We start from the raw sequence: 17717 nt of genomic DNA on the forward strand, positions 1-17717 counted from the left end.
TAAGCGCTCAAGAGAATAATTAATAAAACTCACTAAGTGATGATCTACAAACGAGCAGTTGGTCATAATTTTAGTAAAAAACGATGTCACAAACTTAACAAACACACGTAACTGATAATTCTCACTAACGCCTAGTAACATTTCGTGGTGGCGCTATTTAACTATCCGCATTATGCTAATAGGAAGTTTACAACAATAAAAATGACTTATATAACCGTGCTTAGACAATCATGGTTATATCAAAAACTAGGAGAATATAATGAGTATCGATTTAGATGTTGCCAAAAAAACTTTATTAGACTTAAAAGAAGAATATCAAACTCGTATTGATAAAATAGAGGATCATATTCAAAACCCGCAAGATGAGCTCAATAAGGACTGGGAGGATCAAGCCATCTCTATCCGCCAAAATGATACGCGCCAGCTACTTGCTGCAGAAGCTAGACAAAACCTTATTTATGTCAACGAAGCGCTAAGCCGTATCGAAAACGGTAATTATACTGAATGTGAGGTTTGCGGTGAGCCTATTCCAGAGCAGCGCCTAAAAGCTGTCCCTTATGCTACATTATGTATGGAACATGCCGAATAAAGCTGATTGAAAAGTAAAACTATCTAACTCTTGATAGTTAGAGCCGATAGTTAAAGCGTGGCTAAATAGCTACGCTTTTTAGGTTTTATAACTTAAAGTTTAGGGCTTTATTGGTCATTAGCTAGTCAGACTCATTCCAACCACTCAAAGCCTGTTGCCACTGCTGACAGCGGCTAGCAATGTTATCTACACTCAACTCCATAATATCACCGACTAGCGCTATATAACTGATAGGCAAGCCTCGTAGCTGATGGATATTTTCGACACTCAAACCGCCAATGACACAAATATCTATAGCTTGCTTACAGCCTGCTAATAGCTGCGTGCGGCTAACGGTTTTAGCATTAGGCTTAGTATTAGAGCTAAATACAGCGCCCATCGCCGCATAGCTTGCGCCCTGAGCTTGCGCTTCTTTGACTAGCTCGACACTATCATGACAGGTTCGGCCAATAATTTGCTCAGTCCCTAATTGGCGCTTTGCCTCAGCTATGCTGCCATCAGTTTGACCCAAATGAACGCCTACACCAAGCTTGCGTGCCAGCTCGATATCGTCATTGATAACCACAGCAACCTGATATTTATTGGCTAGCGCTACTATTTGCTGAGCTTCTCGATACAGCTGAGCTGCGCCATCTAATAATGCCAAGACTTTTTTGCGGCGTATTTGTAGTAGCTTGATAGCGCCAGTTGCCAAGGCTACCTCTAGCTTTGCCATTAATAGCTCAAACTCATCATCATTGGTTAGCAGATAAAGCTTAGGAAGAGCAGGTTTTGCTGTTGATAAGGGTTTAGCAGAAGCGAATTGTTCAATCATTTGATACTCTCTATAATTATTATTGGTAATAGAGTCATTATTCTTAGTGCTAAAGTCATTGCGTTTAGTATAGCTGTTATACAATAGCTGTACTAAAAAACTGCCCTAAAAAAGGCTGTTATACTAAATAACAGCCCTGTTGAGTCTTGCCACTTTATGGTTTTATCTTAACTTTTAAATTCAATTAGCTTAGCCTCTTAAACCGTACGACGACTTGCCAAACTGTTCAAAATATTTTTGGCATCGCCCCAACGAGTCGCTGAACTATTGGCGCCTAAGATAACAATGATAGCCGGACGATTATTGACGCGGGTTTCCATCACTACGCAGCGACCTGCTTCATTGATAAAGCCTGTTTTGGAGATACCGATAGGATAGCTGCCATCACGAACTAAACTGCTAGTGTTATTGGCGGAGTAGGTACGGTTGCCACTTGAGTAATTAGAGACATAAAAATCGTAGCTCTTAGTAGTAGAGAAGCGGCGAATAACATCATAGTTGCCAGCTGCACGTACCATTTTTACCAAGTCATTAGAAGACGCTACATTACGCTTATCAAGACCTGTTGGGTCGCCAAAGAAGGCTGTTGTCATGCCTAAATCTTGCGCTTTACGATTCATAGCGCGCATAAACGCATCATAACCGCCCGGATAGTTACGAGCTAGACTCTTAGCAGCTGGGTTTTCTGATTTCATCAAAGCCATAAGTAGCATCTCAGCACGGTTGAGACGATCTCCTGATTTTAGGCGTGAGCTGGCACGCTTAGGACCAACAAAATCCTCAGGGTCAAGAGTCAACTCTTCACGCATATCCAGACCACTATCTAGCACCACCATCGCGGTCATCACTTTGGTAATACTGGCCATAGGACGGGCGATATCAGCGCCTTTTTCATAGATAGTTTCGCCAGTTTCAGCGTCGATTACCGCTACACTACGCGAATCAGTGCTAATCGGAATCATATCACTACTGCCAAAGCTACCGCGATAAGTGGTATTGTATCTATTGCTTGGGCTACTAAAACTATTGGTATTAGTCAGGTTAGTGGTACCATAGCCATTATCGACTTTTTTGATGACAGAGCCATTGGTACTAGCTGAGCTCTTCGCGCTATACATAATATTGCGTGCTTCGGACAAACTATCACCGCCGCCCCAACTGATGCGAGCGCTAGATTCGGGATTACCATTAATAGTAAGCGCTGCTTGTGCCGCGCCGCCTAAACTCATCGAGATCATAGCGGCTATTAGCTGCTGTTTGGTTAATGATAAATTTCTCATGGTTCCCCCTGCTGTTGGTGCGGCGTAAGTCATCGATTCTAATGGACGACCAACCGATAAATATCGTTAGAAGATTATGGCTGCATAATTACTGACAAAGTATTACTAGAATAGTCTTTTGTACTTTTAGTGTATCATGGTTTAGGTTTTAGAGTAATCGACTCTGCCTTCTGCGTAAACCTTTTTAAGGATTAAGTAAACTTTACTACACTGTTTTTAGATTGTAGCAATATCTACTAACATTACAGTAATATATCCTATCTATCTAATGATTTTTTTCTGACTATTTTTTTATAAGATTTTGATTGATAATGATTTTGTGGCTAATTAATCATTAAGCTGACAAGTTAATTTAGATAATTCCATGAAATTTTGAGCTAAGAGTATAACTATGATTCGAGTATTAGTAGTAGATGATCATGATTTGGTGCGCATGGGTATTAGTCGCATGTTAGCCGATAGCGCTGATATAGAGGTGGTAGGAGAAGCGGATGGTGGCGATATGGCTATTAAACTGGCTCGCGAGCTCAAGCCTGATGTGATATTACTTGATGTCAATATGCCAAACATTGGCGGCCTTGAAGCGACTAAACGCTTAGTACAGCTTGATATAGGTAGCAAGATTTTGGCCGTTAGCAGTGTAGCGACTCAGCCCTATCCCTCTATGCTGCTAAAGGCAGGAGTTAACGGCTATATTACCAAGGGCACGCCCTTAGATGAGATGATACGAGCGATCAAAAAGGTTTATCAAGGAGGGCGCTACTTTAGTCACGACGTAGCAGATCAGCTGGCAGAAGTGCTATTATCAGATAATGCTAACTCGCCTTTTGACTTATTAAGCGATCGTGAAAAGCAGGTGGCTATGATGGTAGTAAACTGTCAAAGTCCACAACAAATCGCCGATCAGCTATTTGTCAGCGTCAAAACTATCAATACTTATCGTTATCGTATCTACGAAAAAGTCGGTGTCGATAGCGATGTAAAATTAACCCATTTAGCAATCCGTCATGGTTTAATTCAACCTTGAGTTGAGAGTACACTCAGTCTTCAAATCTCTAAGCAAACTAACGACAAGCCTTCATTGCTGTTTAGGAAGTTTGTTACCCGCTTATCTTTATTAGATTTTTAACGATAGTTTCTCTATGATTATTATATGACTGTTATTGCCGAAACACTTGCCACTATAAAGAGTTATCGTCAGCATAACGATACGCCGCCTTCATCGCAGCTCCGCAGATTAGGACTGATATACAGTAGTTATCGACTGCTCATCAACGTGGTTTATTTGGTATTGGCTTATGCAGCGCTTAGTAATGATAGCGCCTCGTTGTTGCCAAGCTTACTACAACAAACCGCCTTGATATTTTACTTATTACTCAGTTTGGTTTTGCTGGGTCTTTTTTATGTCGTACCCAAGCGTCCACAGCGACAGCTAGGCTTTGGCCTAGTGGTAGATATCATTATCTTAAGTGTGCTGCTTTATAGTAGCGGTGCGCCAGATTTACAGTTAACTTTGCTCTACATGGTAGTAGTAGCGGCCAGCTTTATGCTGTTACCCGGCTCGCAAGCGTTAGTTATCACCTTGCTGGCAATTATATTTGTCATTTATCAGCAGTTTTTTTATGCTATCTCTAATAGCCTCAGCCTTGCCAACCTAGGCGATGCATTACTGATGTCCGCCAGTTTTTTGGTGGTAGGGTTTTTGAGTTGGACCGTCTCGCAGCGCTTACTACAGGTTGAGAAAATATCAGCGCAGCAAGCAAAAGAGGTAGAGCGGCTAAACGATATTAACCAAGAAGTAATCAGTCAAATGGTTAATGGAGTCGTGGTGCTAAATCGGCAACGGATTGTACTGGCCAATCATGCCGCTTATCAGTTGTTGGGTATCGCTGAGCATGAAAATAAGCCATTACAATACTTCTTGCAGCAGCTCTCGACATTACATGCCAGTCTTTTAAAGCGCTACTTAGCGGTAGCTATCGGTGAGTCAAGCACCTTTATCTATGAGCTGCCCACTACCATTAATGCCTCAATAGTGGCGCGACTGCGAGTGCAGATTACTCCCCTAAAAGACAATAGCCAATTGGTGATATTAGAAGATTTGCGCCGTGAGCAAGCTGGCGCTCAACAGCTCAAGCTTGCTTCTCTTGGACAGCTCACGGCTAGTATTGCTCATGAAATTCGTAATCCATTAGCGGCAATCTCACAAGCCAGCCAGCTATTAATCGAAGAAGTTGATGAAGCGCTCAGCCTAGAAAACGATACAGCCAGTAGTCTTACAAGTTTGGCAAGTCCTGTAGATACTAGCAACCATGAGCTTTATAAAATGATATTCACCCAAACCAAACGCGTTAATAGAATTATTGAGGATGTGTTAAAACTATCTAGGCGACAACCGCCAAATAAGCAAAGTATTGCGCTAGATCATTGGCTAGCAGAATTTATCACCAATCATTTTAGCGATCACGACGTTTTTTTATCGGGTACGGTGCAGACTGCTATCTTATTTGATACTCATCAACTAGAGCAAATATTAATCAACCTCATAAAAAATGGGTTACGCTATAGTAGTTTGTCGCATCCTCATGCTTACGTAGAGGTGGAGATCTATACCAGCCTCAACGATGTTATAATCGACATTTTGGACAATGGCGCTGGCGTAAAAGCAGACGATATAGAGCACTTGTTTGAGCCTTTTTTTACTACTGACAAGGCTGGTACTGGTTTAGGGCTTTATTTATCACAGGCCTTTACCGAAGCCAATCAGGCGCGTCTCGTTTATGTCGCTGAACACAAAAAAACCTGTTTTCGCCTAATTATTCCTGCCGTTTCATCGGCATAAATGTAAGTTTAAAGTTTTACTATATCGAGCTCATATATCGAGCTCATGGTTTAGTTAGCTAAGATTTGCTTAAAAAAGCATGAATTTATTACTCTATTTTTAGATGGTTTTATTGAATTTTGAAAGGTTATTTATGACAGCAACTGCCCTAGTCGTCGATGACGAAGTAGACTTGTGCCGCTTAATGCAGATTACCCTAACTAAAATGGGGATCAAAAGTGACGTAGCTTATGACTTATCGCAGGCAAAAGCCTACTGGCAAGCCAATGACTATGATTTTTGTCTGACTGATATGCAATTACCTGACGGCTCTGGTCTAGAATTAGTCAAACTTATTAGTAGTAGCTCAAGCGACCCTGTAGCGGTAATCACAGCGCATGGCAGTATGGATTTAGCTATTGAAGCGCTCAAGCTTGGCGCTTTTGATTTTGTCAATAAGCCTTTAGAGCTACCACGCTTAAGGCAACTAGTCGAAAACGCCCTAAACGTCATTCGTCAAGAGGATACCCAAGCTCAAAACGCCAAAACTCCTGAGCAGCAATTATTAGACAGCCGTTTGATCGGCGATACGCCAATAATGCACAGTCTCAAAAATACTATTTTGAAATTAGCCCGCTCACAAGCGCCTGTTTTTTTGTCGGGTGCCTCCGGTACCGGTAAAGAGGTGGTAGCGCGTCTCATTCATGATCTAAGTCCGCGGCGTGATGGCAGCTTTGTACCAGTGAACTGCGGCGCTATACCCTCTGAGCTAATGGAATCCGAGTTTTTTGGTCATAAAAAAGGTAGCTTCACCGGCGCGGTAGCCGATAAGCAAGGCTTATTTCAACAAGCTAACGGTGGGACGCTATTTTTAGATGAGACTGCAGATCTGCCTTTAGCCATGCAAGTTAAGCTCCTGCGCGCTATTCAAGAAAGGACAGTAAGGGCTATTGGCGACACTAAAGAGGTAGCGGTAGATATCCGGCTATTGTCGGCCACTCATAAAGATTTAGCTCAATTGGTTACAGAGGGCAGCTTTAGGCAGGATTTATACTACCGCATCAATGTTATTGAGCTAAAACTACCGACGCTCAATGAACGCCTTGAGGATATCTCGGTTTTGGCTCAGCATTTTTTGACATTGATTAGTGAAGAGTGGCAATTAGAGCTCTCACCGCAGCTAAGCGATGAAGCTATCTTGCGGCTAAAAGGCCATCATTTTGCAGGTAACGTGCGTGAGTTACGTAATATTCTTGAGCGCGCCATAACTTTAGCCGAAACTCATAGTATTGATGTAGAGCATTTAGGTTTGCAGTCGCCTAACGAGTTAATAGCTGTAGCTGACAATAGTAATTCTAGCGAGCTGGCTCAATCGCCCTCTAAGCTTGTCGCTCATAAAGAGGCGCCGCCGTTAGTAGGTGATACTCAAAGCAATGCCCAAAGCAACGCTCAAAGTAATGTTCAAAGCAATGCCCATCAAAATACTCGACATGACACTCAAAACAATAACCATAGCGATACTGAAAGCTCAGCAACTAGCTATCATCGTCCTTATCGCCATCATCACCCTCAATTTACTACTAAGACTATTCATTCGTCTAATGACTCCTTTGCTCGTTCGTTGTCAGACAATGACCGTAATAAGCTTACTAGCGATGGTGAAAATCATACTGAAAAAAGGGCTGATGAAGGTAGCGATAATAAAGAGAATATTAATAAACAGAGCGTTACTAACCAAAATACAGCCCTTGAATTACCAGAAAAAGGCTTAGAGGCCTATCTTCAGCAGCAAGAAAAACAACTTATTATCGCCGCGTTAAAACAAACAGGCTGGAATAAAACTCAAGCAGCAGAATTATTAGGCACCACCTTTCGCTCTTTGCGTTATCGCATGAAAAAGCTAGAAATTGCGGAGGAACAAGAAGGCTAGTTGGTCTTTATTTACTAAGTAAAGCTACTGCGACGGTTGTTCGCTACTTTTTCTAACCAGACGAATACCCGAGGTCTTTATTTGCTGGCGTAGCGTGTCTATGGCCTGCTGCTCCCAAAAGCGCTCACTACCAGTCAAGCGAATATCAGGTTGTACCCCAAGCTTATCTATTTTCTCCCCCTTGGCCGTTAGATAATGAGCTACGGTTAATTTTACTGCTTGCTCATCATCGAGGGCTATCACTGACTGTACAGAGCCTTTGCCGTAGCTGGTTTCACCCACGATAGTGGCGCGCTTTTTGGCTTGCATACTACTTGCTAAAACCTCCGCCGCCGAAGCAGAATAGCGGTTTTGTAAGATAACCACTGGCAAAGGCTCAAGTATGGCATTGCCTCTAGTCACCAAGATACGCGCGTCCCCTTGCCGACCCTTAACTTGCACTACCTCGGTATCGCTCATAAATAAGCTAGCAACGTCAAGCGCTGAGGTCAATACGCCGCCTGGATTGTCTCGTACATCTATCAATACGCCGGTGATAGGAGCTTGCAAATCGATAAGGTTTTGTACTATTTTTTCGCGTGTATTCTCTTGAAACGCCGGTAACTTAATAATAGCAATGCCATCAACCAAGCGCGTTTCTATCGTTTGCATCTGCCTATTATTTCGCTGTAGAGTAATAGCGCGCTTACGTCTACCAGCCTTTGAGACTACGACATCGATCTGCGAGCCTGCGATACCCGTTAATAGCTGCTGTACATCATTGGCCTGACGCTCATCATCTAGCTTAAACTCGCCTATTTGGTGCAAATAATCCCCTACTGTAATGCCCTTTTTGTCCGCAGACGAATCCGCTAATACCTCAGTGACCACCCAATGGGCATCTTCTGCTTGGTAAGCTGCTTTGATACCGACATCGCCAACATCGCCTTGGGTAAAAGCCCGTAGATTCTCATAAGCCTCAGCATCCAAAAACTCTGCATAGCTATCAAGCTTAGTCAGCATACCGCTCATGGCATTATTGAATAATGTCTCATCATTGACCGCCTCGATGTACTCACGGCGTACCAAGTCTACCACCGCTACAAAAGTCTTTAGGGTTTCAGGCGAGATAGCTTTGAGGGAGACATTGGCTACCTCAGAGGGTATCTCATCATAGTTATAATCGGACTCTGCTACCAAGGGATTACTAGTCTCATCACCTAGAGTATTGCCTAAGGTATCGCCTAAAGCGTCAATATCATCATCGTAGCTATCATTAGTATTAGAGCTCTCTATGCTTGTCTGTATCATCAATGAAGGATTGTCATTGGGCGCGGCTTGACTAGGCAAACTGATACTAGCCATGGCAAGTCCTCCAGTCACTAGCATAAAGCTAAAAACCCTAGCTTTAAAAGGCTTGCATTTAGGGGTCGCCATTATCGTTGAGGGTAGCGGCTGGAAAAAGGGAGATAAAGGCATAACAGGACTCATCTAAGGTATAAAAACAAAATGTAGCTTATAAAGCTTTGTAGCTATAAGATAGCTTAAGGCTAAGATAAAAACCACTTAAACTAGTATTAGTAACTAATACTCGTCAGTAGTATAGATAATAAAACGGATTAAAGATCGGCAGAAAAAAAGGGAAGAATAGCTATTCTTCCCTTGTTTATAGTTATCTATTTAAGCTCATTTATCCAAGCTCAAGCCAGATAAATATCGCTATTGGAGCTTAAAGCACTGCTTTAGGCTTTTATCAGCAAACTCTCACCCGTCATCTCGCTCGGCACCTCTAAATCCATTAAGGCCAGTATCGTTGGTGCTACATCGCTCAATTTACCACCGCTACGTACTTTTACTGCTTTTTTGCCAATATAAATAAGCGGGACATTCTCAGTAGTATGCTGAGTATGTACCTGCCCACTCTCATAATCCTGCATCTGCTCACAGTTACCATGATCCGCTGTGATCAGCATATCACCGCCAGCGGCACTTACTGCCGCCTCAACGCGGCCAATACAAGCATCAAGTGCCTCTACCGCTTTTACCGCTGCATCAAAATTACCGGTATGGCCTACCATATCGCCATTAGCATAATTGACAATCAGTACATCGTAGCTGCCAGACTCAATAGCGGCAACAAGCTTATCTGTGACCTCAGGCGCACTCATCTCTGGCTGCAGATCATAAGTCGCTACATCAGGAGAGGGAACTAAGATACGCTGCTCTCCTTGATATTTCTCTTCACGGCCGCCGCTAAAGAAAAAAGTCACGTGCGCATATTTTTCAGTCTCAGCGATACGTAGCTGCGTTTTGCCTTGATCTTGCAAATACTCGCCAAGCGTATTGGTCAGCGAGGTAGGATAATAGGCGATACTAGTATTAGGGTTCTCCGCCAGCTCATCTGAGTACTTAGTTAACATAACAAAGGCTGATAATCGCGGCTGCTTATTGCGTGCAAATCCTGAGAATTCATGATCGGGTAACACAAAAGCTTGAGCAAGTTCGCGCGCGCGATCAGAGCGAAAATTCATAAAAATAAGCGCGTCATTATCATCGACAGTATAAGGGATCTCGTCGCGACCAATGACAGTAGTAGGACTAATAAACTCATCAGTTTCGCGAGCTTTATAGGCCGCTTGAATAGCGCCATCGGCACGGGTGGATAAACGATCCGCTTTGCCTTCGGTAATTAGCTCATAAGCCTTTTGTACTCTATCCCAGCGATTATCGCGATCCATAGCAAAGTAGCGACCAATGATAGTTGCTATCTGCACGCGTCCTCCTTCGTAGTGAGCATTTAACTTCTTGATGTGCTCACGTAGACGATTGATATACTTATCAGCTGACTTTGGCGGCGTATCACGGCCATCTAAAAAACAATGAACGAAGACGTTTTTGGCACCATGCACTAGTGCTGAATGACACATAGCTTCAATATGATCTTGATGCGCGTGGACACCGCCATCCGATAACAATCCCATAATATGGACGTTACCGCCTGACTCATTGGCAGCCTTAACCGCGCCTACTAATGCCTCATTTTTATAAAACTCACGGTTAGCCAATTCGCTTGAGATCAAGGTTGAGTCTTGATAAAGAATACGTCCGGCCCCCAAATTCATATGGCCAACTTCTGAGTTACCAAACTGACCGGACGGCAACCCAACATCTTCCCCTGATGCAGATATCAGTCCATGCGGATACTGCTGATAAATCTTATCCAAATTTGGCATATTGGCGGCAGCAATAGCGTTGTCATCGTCTTCCTCACGATGCCCAAAACCATCCAAAATCATTAATACATGGGGTGTTTTTTTATTTTGCTGCATATCTAGCTGGTTATTGTCATTGCTAGACTCTGATTGTGGTTGCTTACTAGCCATAGTTTACCGCTCCTCAAGTGGATGAACGTTTGTACTGCTAAAATAATGAAATATCGAAATAATAATAGGATATCGTTTATTGATTGCTCGCAAATTCGCTATCTAAATAGCAGCAATCTGACAATATAAAACCCTATATACTACCACATATCTTGAAATTGCTGAAAAATAGACTTTTTATGTTCTGTATAGAAGACGAGATAGCTTTTGCTAAAGGGTAAATGCTCTTCTAGCTTTATCCATAGTTAAGGATGAGCGCTTAGTGAGTAACTTAGACGAATTATTCAATACGGTTTATTGCCATAAGTATCAATCTGTAAATCCGACTTGCAATCAGCTATTTCATTAGTTAAGATAAAGCTATTCTGAAGTGTTGGCGAGTGGATGCTATTTCCCTGAGCCGATAATGCTTTACCAGGATGTGCTACCTATTGCTTCATTGTGTATGCCTGCACTGCTTGCAGTGTATCAGGAAACCTGCCGAGGCAATGACACATCCGCCCTGAACTTCACGGTTCATGGGTCACCATCCCACAGCGGCACTTCGGTTGTTAAATTCGGTTAGCAGCTATCTTTTATAGAGTCTTCGCTAACTTTAAAAGCCCCTATCATATAGTGATAGGGGCTTTTTTATATTTACTACTCAGATCTAATTAGCGTAATAAGTTATTCATTATAAGTTATTCGTCATTGGCAGAGCGCGTAATTTTTTTCACATCTTTTGGGATATTTTTGGCAGTGCCATCTACCGTAGTATTTTGCTTAAATACATCCCCAAAAGGGTTTTGTTGCTGCTGACCAAAAGGATTTTGGTTATTATTCATACCACCAAACGGGTTTTGTCCGCCCATACCGCCCATTCCTCCAAACGGATTTTGTCCACCCATACCGCCTGCACCGCCCATTTGCTTAGCCATCATCTCCATCATTTTTTGTTGATTATTCATAACGTAATTATTGGCTTTATCTTTGAGAAATTTCTGTACTGGCGGTAGCACTACTAATACTGCTAACAAATCACTAATGACGCCTGGTATCAACAATAAGATACCAGCTACTGCCATAGCGACACTTTTAAGCATAGTAGACTCTTGTGGACGCATAGCCGGATTCATCATCCCACCAGCTTTCATCTGCTGCGCCATAGGGTTGAGGGCAACCATACCTTTACGAATAAGCGAGATACCAATGACTGCGGCGATAATAAACCACATAAACACTAGCCAACCGCTAGTGAACTGGGCAATTAAATACCAGACCAGCATCTCAATAATAAACCAAACGATGGCAATCCCAACTATCTGACCCATGACGTGTCGTCCTTAAAATAAACTTAAAAATTAAATATTAACTTATGATGTATATGGGGATGGCTTGCTATACTATCAAACTTGTAAAGGTTTTTTAAGTCGATTATCAAGCGCAAGCTTATATCTAGGCGCTATTTGCCTAAAAACAGCAATTCATAGCAAGACAATAGCAAGATAGTGGAGAATTATGGCAATTATTATTGGGATTGATCCTGGCTCGCGGATGACGGGTTATGGCATCGTTCAGCAAACGGGCGATAAGCTTACTTACATTGATGCCGGAACGATTCGTACTGATACTAAAGAGATGCCTGAGCGCCTCAAACGTATTTTTAATGGCTTGACGCGTATCACTCAACATCATCTTAAGTATGCTGATGAGCCTATTTATACCGCTATTGAGCAAGTGTTCATGGCGGAGAACCCTGACTCTGCCCTAAAATTAGGTCAAGCACGCGGTGCCGCTATCGCAGCGATGGTCGCTTTAGATTTGGAAGTGTCCGAATATACCGCTCGGCAAATAAAGCAAGCGGTCTGTGGTTATGGTGCAGCGGCCAAAGAGCAAGTACAAGAGATGGTCTGTCGTATTTTGGCGTTAGAAGTAGTACCACAGCAGGACGCCGCTGATGGCCTTGCCTGCGCGATTTGTCACGCGCATTCAAGCCATTCGATGAATAAGCTGATCCTCAATAGTGCGCTACGAGGGCGTAGCTCTTCTAAGAAAAAAGGACGCTGGCGTTTGAGTGAAGAGGACTTGGGCAACCTACGCTAAGCTTAATCCCCTTACGCTAGACGACTAGGCTTAGTTAACCCTTTCGCCTAGTTAACCACTTCTTTTTCGATAACGGTATCTAATACATAAGCGTAGTTTGAATCGATGTTATCCACTAGCACCGTGTCATGGTTGGTTTTGTAACGCTGCAAACGTAGCACTTCGTTGTGCTTGCCATCATGCTCATAACCATCAATAGTCCCTGCAAATTCTACATAGTCTCCTGTGCTGGTTTTGATACCTGAATCATCATAGCTGACCGGCTTTACTTGTAAACACAGTTGCGACTGGTTATCTTGACAAGGCTTGGAGTCGGCAGCTACTCCCCAAAATATAGTTTCGCCTTTGCTGTTATACTTCGCTTGAGCGGTAAGCTTACCCCTCCAAGTCAAAGTACTGCCCTCATTGGTCACTTGTGTCAGTGTCGGCAGCTCATCGCTATTTTCGTTAATAATTAGCTTTAGCTGGCTATCCCCTTGAATGAGCTGATTTAATAAGTTTTCAGCGGCATCGAGCTCGCCGCACGACATCTTAGTACTCATGCTATCCTCAGTGCTCAGCGTATCGCCTCGTAGCTGAAAATTGGCGCTCATAATATTACAGCCAACGCTATAATTAAGGCTGTTATTGCCTTGTTGATTAAAATTGAGAGTCACTTGCTCCTTAATCTCATTAAGGGCGCTCACTGGCTGATTTTTACTATCGCTTGCCTTACTTAATATCCAGCGGTAGTTGCTAAGCGTATCAATCCTCTCTTGCTCTACACTTTTGGGCTCTAGCAGCGCCGACTCTTCTTCCATACTATCGGCACCCTTATTCCTTGCGCCCTCTTCGTTATTACTAGATTGTTGAGCGGCGCTATTATCAGTGGTAGTAGTTTTAGAATCACTATCACTACTAGTCGAGTTGTCGCTACAAGCAGTTAATGCCAAGGCTACAGCCAGCATACTAGGCCAGAATAATGAGGGTATATTTAACTTATTAGTTAGCATAGACGGTATCTCTTTTATTACTAGTTCATAACTAGCCTAAATATTTGCATCCTTGCTTTGTACGTTTGAGTCTTGGTCGCATAGAATAAAAATTAACTATAACGGGTATTACTCTGACTCATGTAACGAATTGTTTAGTTTAGCCACTCAATTTATATCAATATTGTTAATAATTGGCTACTCATTATTATTTTATGATTGAGTATTAGCAAGATAAAAAACAACGACTAATTAGCACTCGTCTAATTAGTCGTTGTTTTTATTAGCTTGTAAATTCAATTAACTTAAATATTTGTTTATTCAAATAATTTTTATTTCAGCAATTACTTATTTCAGTATTTGTTTGATGGGTTAGATTCAGATTTTGCCAATGCTTTTATGCTAAAGCGCTCATGCATATGCTTATAAAAACGGGCTAGGTTTTCGCCGTGCTCCAGTGGATTGACCTTAAGCGCTTTACCAAAATCCAATCCTAGATACAGCACGATGTCGGCGAAGGTAAGATGGTCAGTCACTAAATAGTCGCGCCCTGTCAATGCCTTCTCAAAGTAAGGCAAAGCCTTGATAGCGCGAGCTATAGAAGGGGCCACAAACTCTGGAACTTGCTCCACACGATGCGCTTTTGAGGGGTGGCTGTGCTGAAAAGCTAGCATCAGATTATATAAAACCTCAAACTCAGCGATACGGCGCATAGCACAGACCTGAGCGCGCTGAACCACATCATTACCCATCACTGAACGCTCGCCATAAACCCTATCCAAATACTCGCATACCGCTTGTGAGTCATTGAGAACTGTACCGTCGCCTAGAGTCAGCACCGGCACCGTCTGCATAGGATTCATCTTAGTAAAAGCCTCTGACATTTGCTCATTACCAACAAAGTCGATATCTACGACATCCAAATCATCCATATCATCAATATCGATACCTTTTGAAGCCAATAAAATGATAGCTTTACGTGGATTGGGAGCTGTGCGGGTGAGGTATAATTTTTTCATTATAAATTCCTTTTAATAGGCTTTAGACTTGGTAGCTTGACTATCATTATCATAGCAAACCCTTATCAAAACGGGGTAAAAAAATACTAAGAAGCCCCACAACTTTAAGTTATGAGGCCGTTAGGTTGCTATTATAAATAGCTCGCTATCCATAGCTTACTACCATAAATCAGCTCCTTATTTATTTGGAGCAGGCGTAGTACGTAAGTATGGTTTGATTTCTGTATGACCTTTTGGATAGTTAGCAGGAATATCTTCATTTTTCACGCTTGGTGGAATAATAACGTCATCGCCCTCTTTCCAATCAACAGGGGTGGCTACGTTATACTCATCAGACAATTGCATAGCGTCAATAACGCGGATGATCTCATCAAAATTACGGCCACAGCTAGCAGGATAAGTGAGCGTTAGACGGATTTTTTTATTAGGATCAATAATGAACACGCTGCGTACGGTATGAGTACTATCAGCATTCGGATGCATCATGTCGTACAGCTCAGCAACTTTTTTGTTAGGATCAGCGATAATTGGGAAATTAAGCGGGGTTCCTTGAGTCTCGCCAATATCTTTTGCCCAAGCGTGATGATCATCAATACCGTCGACAGAGATACAAATCGGCTTAACACCGCGCTTTTGGAACTCGCCATTTAAGGCCGCTGCACGGCCAAGCTCAGTAGTACAGACTGGGGTAAAGTCCGCAGGATGTGAGAAAAATACTACCCAGTTGTCGCCAGCCCAATCATAAAAATTAATCTCGCCATCAGTAGTGTTTGCATCAAAATTTGGGGCGTCATCGCCTAAACGTAAATGTGCCATGTTTTTGTCCTTATTTTTCAAAGTTACGCGCAACATATCGATTTATGTCTGCGCTCTATTATTTTAATTAATATACTGCTTTACAATTGTTCTATCAAGCGCCTATTCATAAAAAAGCCACTACAGCTTAGCAAATTGCTTATCAGTACAGTGTGATTGATTGTAATGTGTTTATTATGTTTTTGATTAAATATTGACAGTAAAAACCCATCTCAAGCTGACTTAAGATGGGCGGGTTTGCAAACTACCAATGTTGGTTTTTATTTAATCTATCAGCTAAGCGGGCTTATAACTGTCACGCAAGCTAACGATCTGATTAAACACCGGCTGCTCACGGCTATGCTCACTCTCATCTGAGATAAAATAGCCTTCACGCTCAAACTGAAAGCGCGTACCAGCAGCAGCTTCTACTAATGAGGGCTCAACCACTGCGTTTAGTACGGTTAGCGAGTTAGGATTGAGCGCTTGATGGACATCATCGACACTACTAGGATCGGCTACGCTAAATAATGGCTCATAAAGACGCACTGTAGCCGCAACTCCTTGGCTAGCTGAGACCCAATGAATAACGCCTTTTACTTTACGGCCTTCAGGATTATTACCTAAAGTCGCCGGATCAATAGTGGCTTTTAGCTCTACCACGTTACCATCATCATCTAATACATGCTCAGTCACCGCTATTACATAGGTGTTACGCAGACGGATCTCAGGCTTTTCAGGAGATAAGCGCTTGTAACCCGCTGGCGGCTGGGTCTCATAGTCGCCTGCATCGATATAAAGCGTTTGGGTAAATGGAATCTCGCGCTCGCCCATATCAACGTTAGGATGCTTAGGCTGAGTAAGCCAAAGCGTCTGGGTCTCATCATCAAAGCGTGCCTTGACGCTATCGGATTTTAGCGTGTCCCATTGGCTTATCGCTTCATCGAAATTAGTAATAGTGACTTTGAGTGGTTTGAGTACCGCCATACCGCGCGCTGTGGTGTTATCAAGTGACTGGCGAATACTAAATTCTAGCAAGCGCATATCGGTAACACCGTCTGCTTTGGCAATACCCACGCGCGCACAAAAGTCGCGTAGACCTTCAGGCGTATAGCCACGGCGACGCATGCCAGCGATAGTCGGCATACGCGGATCATCCCAGCCATCAACAATACCCTCATCGACCAGCTGCTTAAGCTTACGCTTACTAGTCAAAGTATGATCGACATTTAAGCGTGAGAACTCGTACTGATGAGGCGGCTGCTCAAAGCCAATCTTGGCGACGATCCAATCATAAAAAGGGCGATGATCTTCAAATTCAAGCGTACATAGCGAGTGAGTAATGCCCTCGATCGCATCTGATAACGGATGAGCAAAATCATACATCGGATAGATGCACCATTTATCACCGGTTTGATGATGCTGTTGATGCATGACGCGGTAAATAATCGGATCACGCATATTCATATTGGCATCCGCCATATCGATCTTGGCACGTAGTACCGCTTCGCCATCAGCAAATTTGCCGTCTTTCATATCGGTAAATAGCTTTAAATTGTCAGCGACGCTTGCATCACGCTGCGGTGACGGGGTGCCAGGCTCTTTGAAAGAGCCGCGGTTATCACGGATTTGTTCAGGCGTTTGCAGATCAACATAAGCATCGCCTTGTTCGATCAGTTGCAGCGCCCATGCATAGAGCTGATCAAAGTAGCTGGACGCATGTAGCGCCTCTCCTGCCCACTCAAAGCCTAACCAGTGCACATCCTTTTTGATATTGTCGATATAGTCTTGCTTTTCAGCGGTGGGATTGGTGTCGTCGTAGCGCAGATGACAGAGGCCATCGAACTCTTGGGCCACCCCAAAGTTTAGGCAGATAGATTTGACATGGCCCAAATGCAAGTAGCCATTAGGCTCTGGCGGAAAACGGGTGACGATTTGTTGATACTTGTTGGCTTTGACATGGTCACGAATAATATTACGGATAAAGTCGTTTTTCGGCTCATCTTTTGCCGTGTTATTGCTTACGTTGTCACTCATTAATCATTGCTCCTAAG

At 42.9% G+C, this 17717-nt stretch carries 15 protein-coding genes and 1 other RNA gene; 7 read left to right on the forward strand and 9 right to left on the reverse strand.

What is annotated here, in order from left to right; genetic code table 11:
* Positions 1-259 precede the first annotated feature (259 nt).
* The gene (locus M0N77_RS07640; protein ID WP_353104632.1) at positions 260-589 is read left to right on the forward strand and encodes a TraR/DksA family transcriptional regulator; all 330 of its coding nucleotides are present in this window, start codon (positions 260-262) and stop codon (positions 587-589) included.
* A 121-nt stretch (positions 590-710) separates the two neighbouring features.
* On the opposite strand, the gene M0N77_RS07645 is transcribed toward M0N77_RS07640, so the two are convergent.
* Positions 711-1403 carry a thiamine phosphate synthase gene (locus M0N77_RS07645; protein WP_353104633.1) on the reverse strand — a complete coding sequence of 231 codons (693 nt, stop codon included), beginning with the start codon at positions 1401-1403 and terminating at the stop codon, positions 711-713.
* A gap of 197 nt (positions 1404-1600) precedes the next feature.
* Complete coding sequence (locus tag M0N77_RS07650) at positions 1601-2683, reverse strand: serine hydrolase (RefSeq protein WP_353104634.1); 1083 nt, start codon at positions 2681-2683, stop codon at positions 1601-1603.
* 391 nt (positions 2684-3074) lie between these two features.
* Between M0N77_RS07650 and M0N77_RS07655 the strand changes: the two genes are divergently transcribed.
* The 3 genes from M0N77_RS07655 (at position 3075) to M0N77_RS07665 (ending at position 7434) form a co-directional block, all read left to right on the forward strand.
* Positions 3075-3710 (forward strand): response regulator, encoded by a 636-nt coding sequence (locus M0N77_RS07655; RefSeq protein WP_353104635.1) that lies wholly within the window; start codon positions 3075-3077, stop codon positions 3708-3710.
* Positions 3711-3836: 126 nt separating this feature from the next.
* Positions 3837-5525: an ATP-binding protein gene (locus M0N77_RS07660; protein WP_353104636.1), complete on the forward strand. Its 1689-nt coding sequence runs from the start codon at positions 3837-3839 to the stop codon at positions 5523-5525.
* A gap of 133 nt (positions 5526-5658) precedes the next feature.
* Positions 5659-7434, forward strand: coding sequence for a sigma 54-interacting transcriptional regulator (locus M0N77_RS07665; RefSeq protein ID WP_353104637.1), 1776 nt, complete (start codon positions 5659-5661; stop codon positions 7432-7434).
* Positions 7435-7458: 24 nt separating this feature from the next.
* Here M0N77_RS07665 and M0N77_RS07670 read toward each other — a convergent pair whose 3' ends face one another.
* Positions 7459-8778: a S41 family peptidase gene (locus M0N77_RS07670; RefSeq protein WP_353104638.1), complete on the reverse strand. Its 1320-nt coding sequence runs from the start codon at positions 8776-8778 to the stop codon at positions 7459-7461.
* Between M0N77_RS07670 and M0N77_RS07675 the strand changes: the two genes are divergently transcribed.
* A complete protein-coding gene (locus M0N77_RS07675; RefSeq protein ID WP_353104639.1) occupies positions 8777-8908 on the forward strand; it encodes a hypothetical protein in 132 nt (43 codons plus the stop codon). The two genes, M0N77_RS07670 and M0N77_RS07675, sit on opposite strands and share 2 nt — an antisense overlap.
* A gap of 247 nt (positions 8909-9155) precedes the next feature.
* Here M0N77_RS07675 and gpmI read toward each other — a convergent pair whose 3' ends face one another.
* Positions 9156-10742, reverse strand: a complete 1587-nt coding sequence (gene gpmI / locus M0N77_RS07680; protein WP_353105596.1) for a 2,3-bisphosphoglycerate-independent phosphoglycerate mutase — start codon at positions 10740-10742, stop codon at positions 9156-9158.
* A gap of 413 nt (positions 10743-11155) precedes the next feature.
* Between gpmI and ssrS the strand changes: the two genes are divergently transcribed.
* Positions 11156-11351: non-coding RNA, 6S RNA (gene ssrS / locus M0N77_RS07685), on the forward strand.
* Positions 11352-11476: 125 nt separating this feature from the next.
* On the opposite strand, the gene M0N77_RS07690 is transcribed toward ssrS, so the two are convergent.
* Entirely contained in the window at positions 11477-12106 is a 630-nt protein-coding gene (locus M0N77_RS07690; protein WP_353104640.1) for an FxsA family protein, read from the reverse strand.
* Between the two features lie 187 nt (positions 12107-12293).
* Here M0N77_RS07690 and ruvC point away from each other — a divergent pair, with 187 nt between their 5' ends.
* Positions 12294-12878, forward strand: coding sequence for a crossover junction endodeoxyribonuclease RuvC (ruvC, locus tag M0N77_RS07695; protein WP_353104641.1), 585 nt, complete (start codon positions 12294-12296; stop codon positions 12876-12878).
* Positions 12879-12925: 47 nt separating this feature from the next.
* Here ruvC and M0N77_RS07700 read toward each other — a convergent pair whose 3' ends face one another.
* The 4 genes from M0N77_RS07700 to M0N77_RS07715 all read right to left on the reverse strand — a co-directional run bounded on the left by M0N77_RS07700 (position 12926) and on the right by M0N77_RS07715 (position 17700).
* Positions 12926-13870 carry an META domain-containing protein gene (locus M0N77_RS07700; protein WP_353104642.1) on the reverse strand — a complete coding sequence of 315 codons (945 nt, stop codon included), beginning with the start codon at positions 13868-13870 and terminating at the stop codon, positions 12926-12928.
* 332 nt (positions 13871-14202) lie between these two features.
* Positions 14203-14868 carry a glutathione S-transferase family protein gene (locus tag M0N77_RS07705; RefSeq protein ID WP_353104643.1) on the reverse strand — a complete coding sequence of 222 codons (666 nt, stop codon included), beginning with the start codon at positions 14866-14868 and terminating at the stop codon, positions 14203-14205.
* A 177-nt stretch (positions 14869-15045) separates the two neighbouring features.
* Positions 15046-15684 (reverse strand): peroxiredoxin, encoded by a 639-nt coding sequence (locus M0N77_RS07710; RefSeq protein WP_353104644.1) that lies wholly within the window; start codon positions 15682-15684, stop codon positions 15046-15048.
* Positions 15685-15960: 276 nt separating this feature from the next.
* Positions 15961-17700, reverse strand: coding sequence for a glutamine--tRNA ligase/YqeY domain fusion protein (locus M0N77_RS07715; protein ID WP_353104645.1), 1740 nt, complete (start codon positions 17698-17700; stop codon positions 15961-15963).
* Between the last annotated feature and the right edge of the window lie 17 nt (positions 17701-17717).

The sequence above is a fragment of the Psychrobacter sp. AH5 genome, from assembly GCF_040371085.1.
Lineage (GTDB): Bacteria > Pseudomonadota > Gammaproteobacteria > Pseudomonadales > Moraxellaceae > Psychrobacter.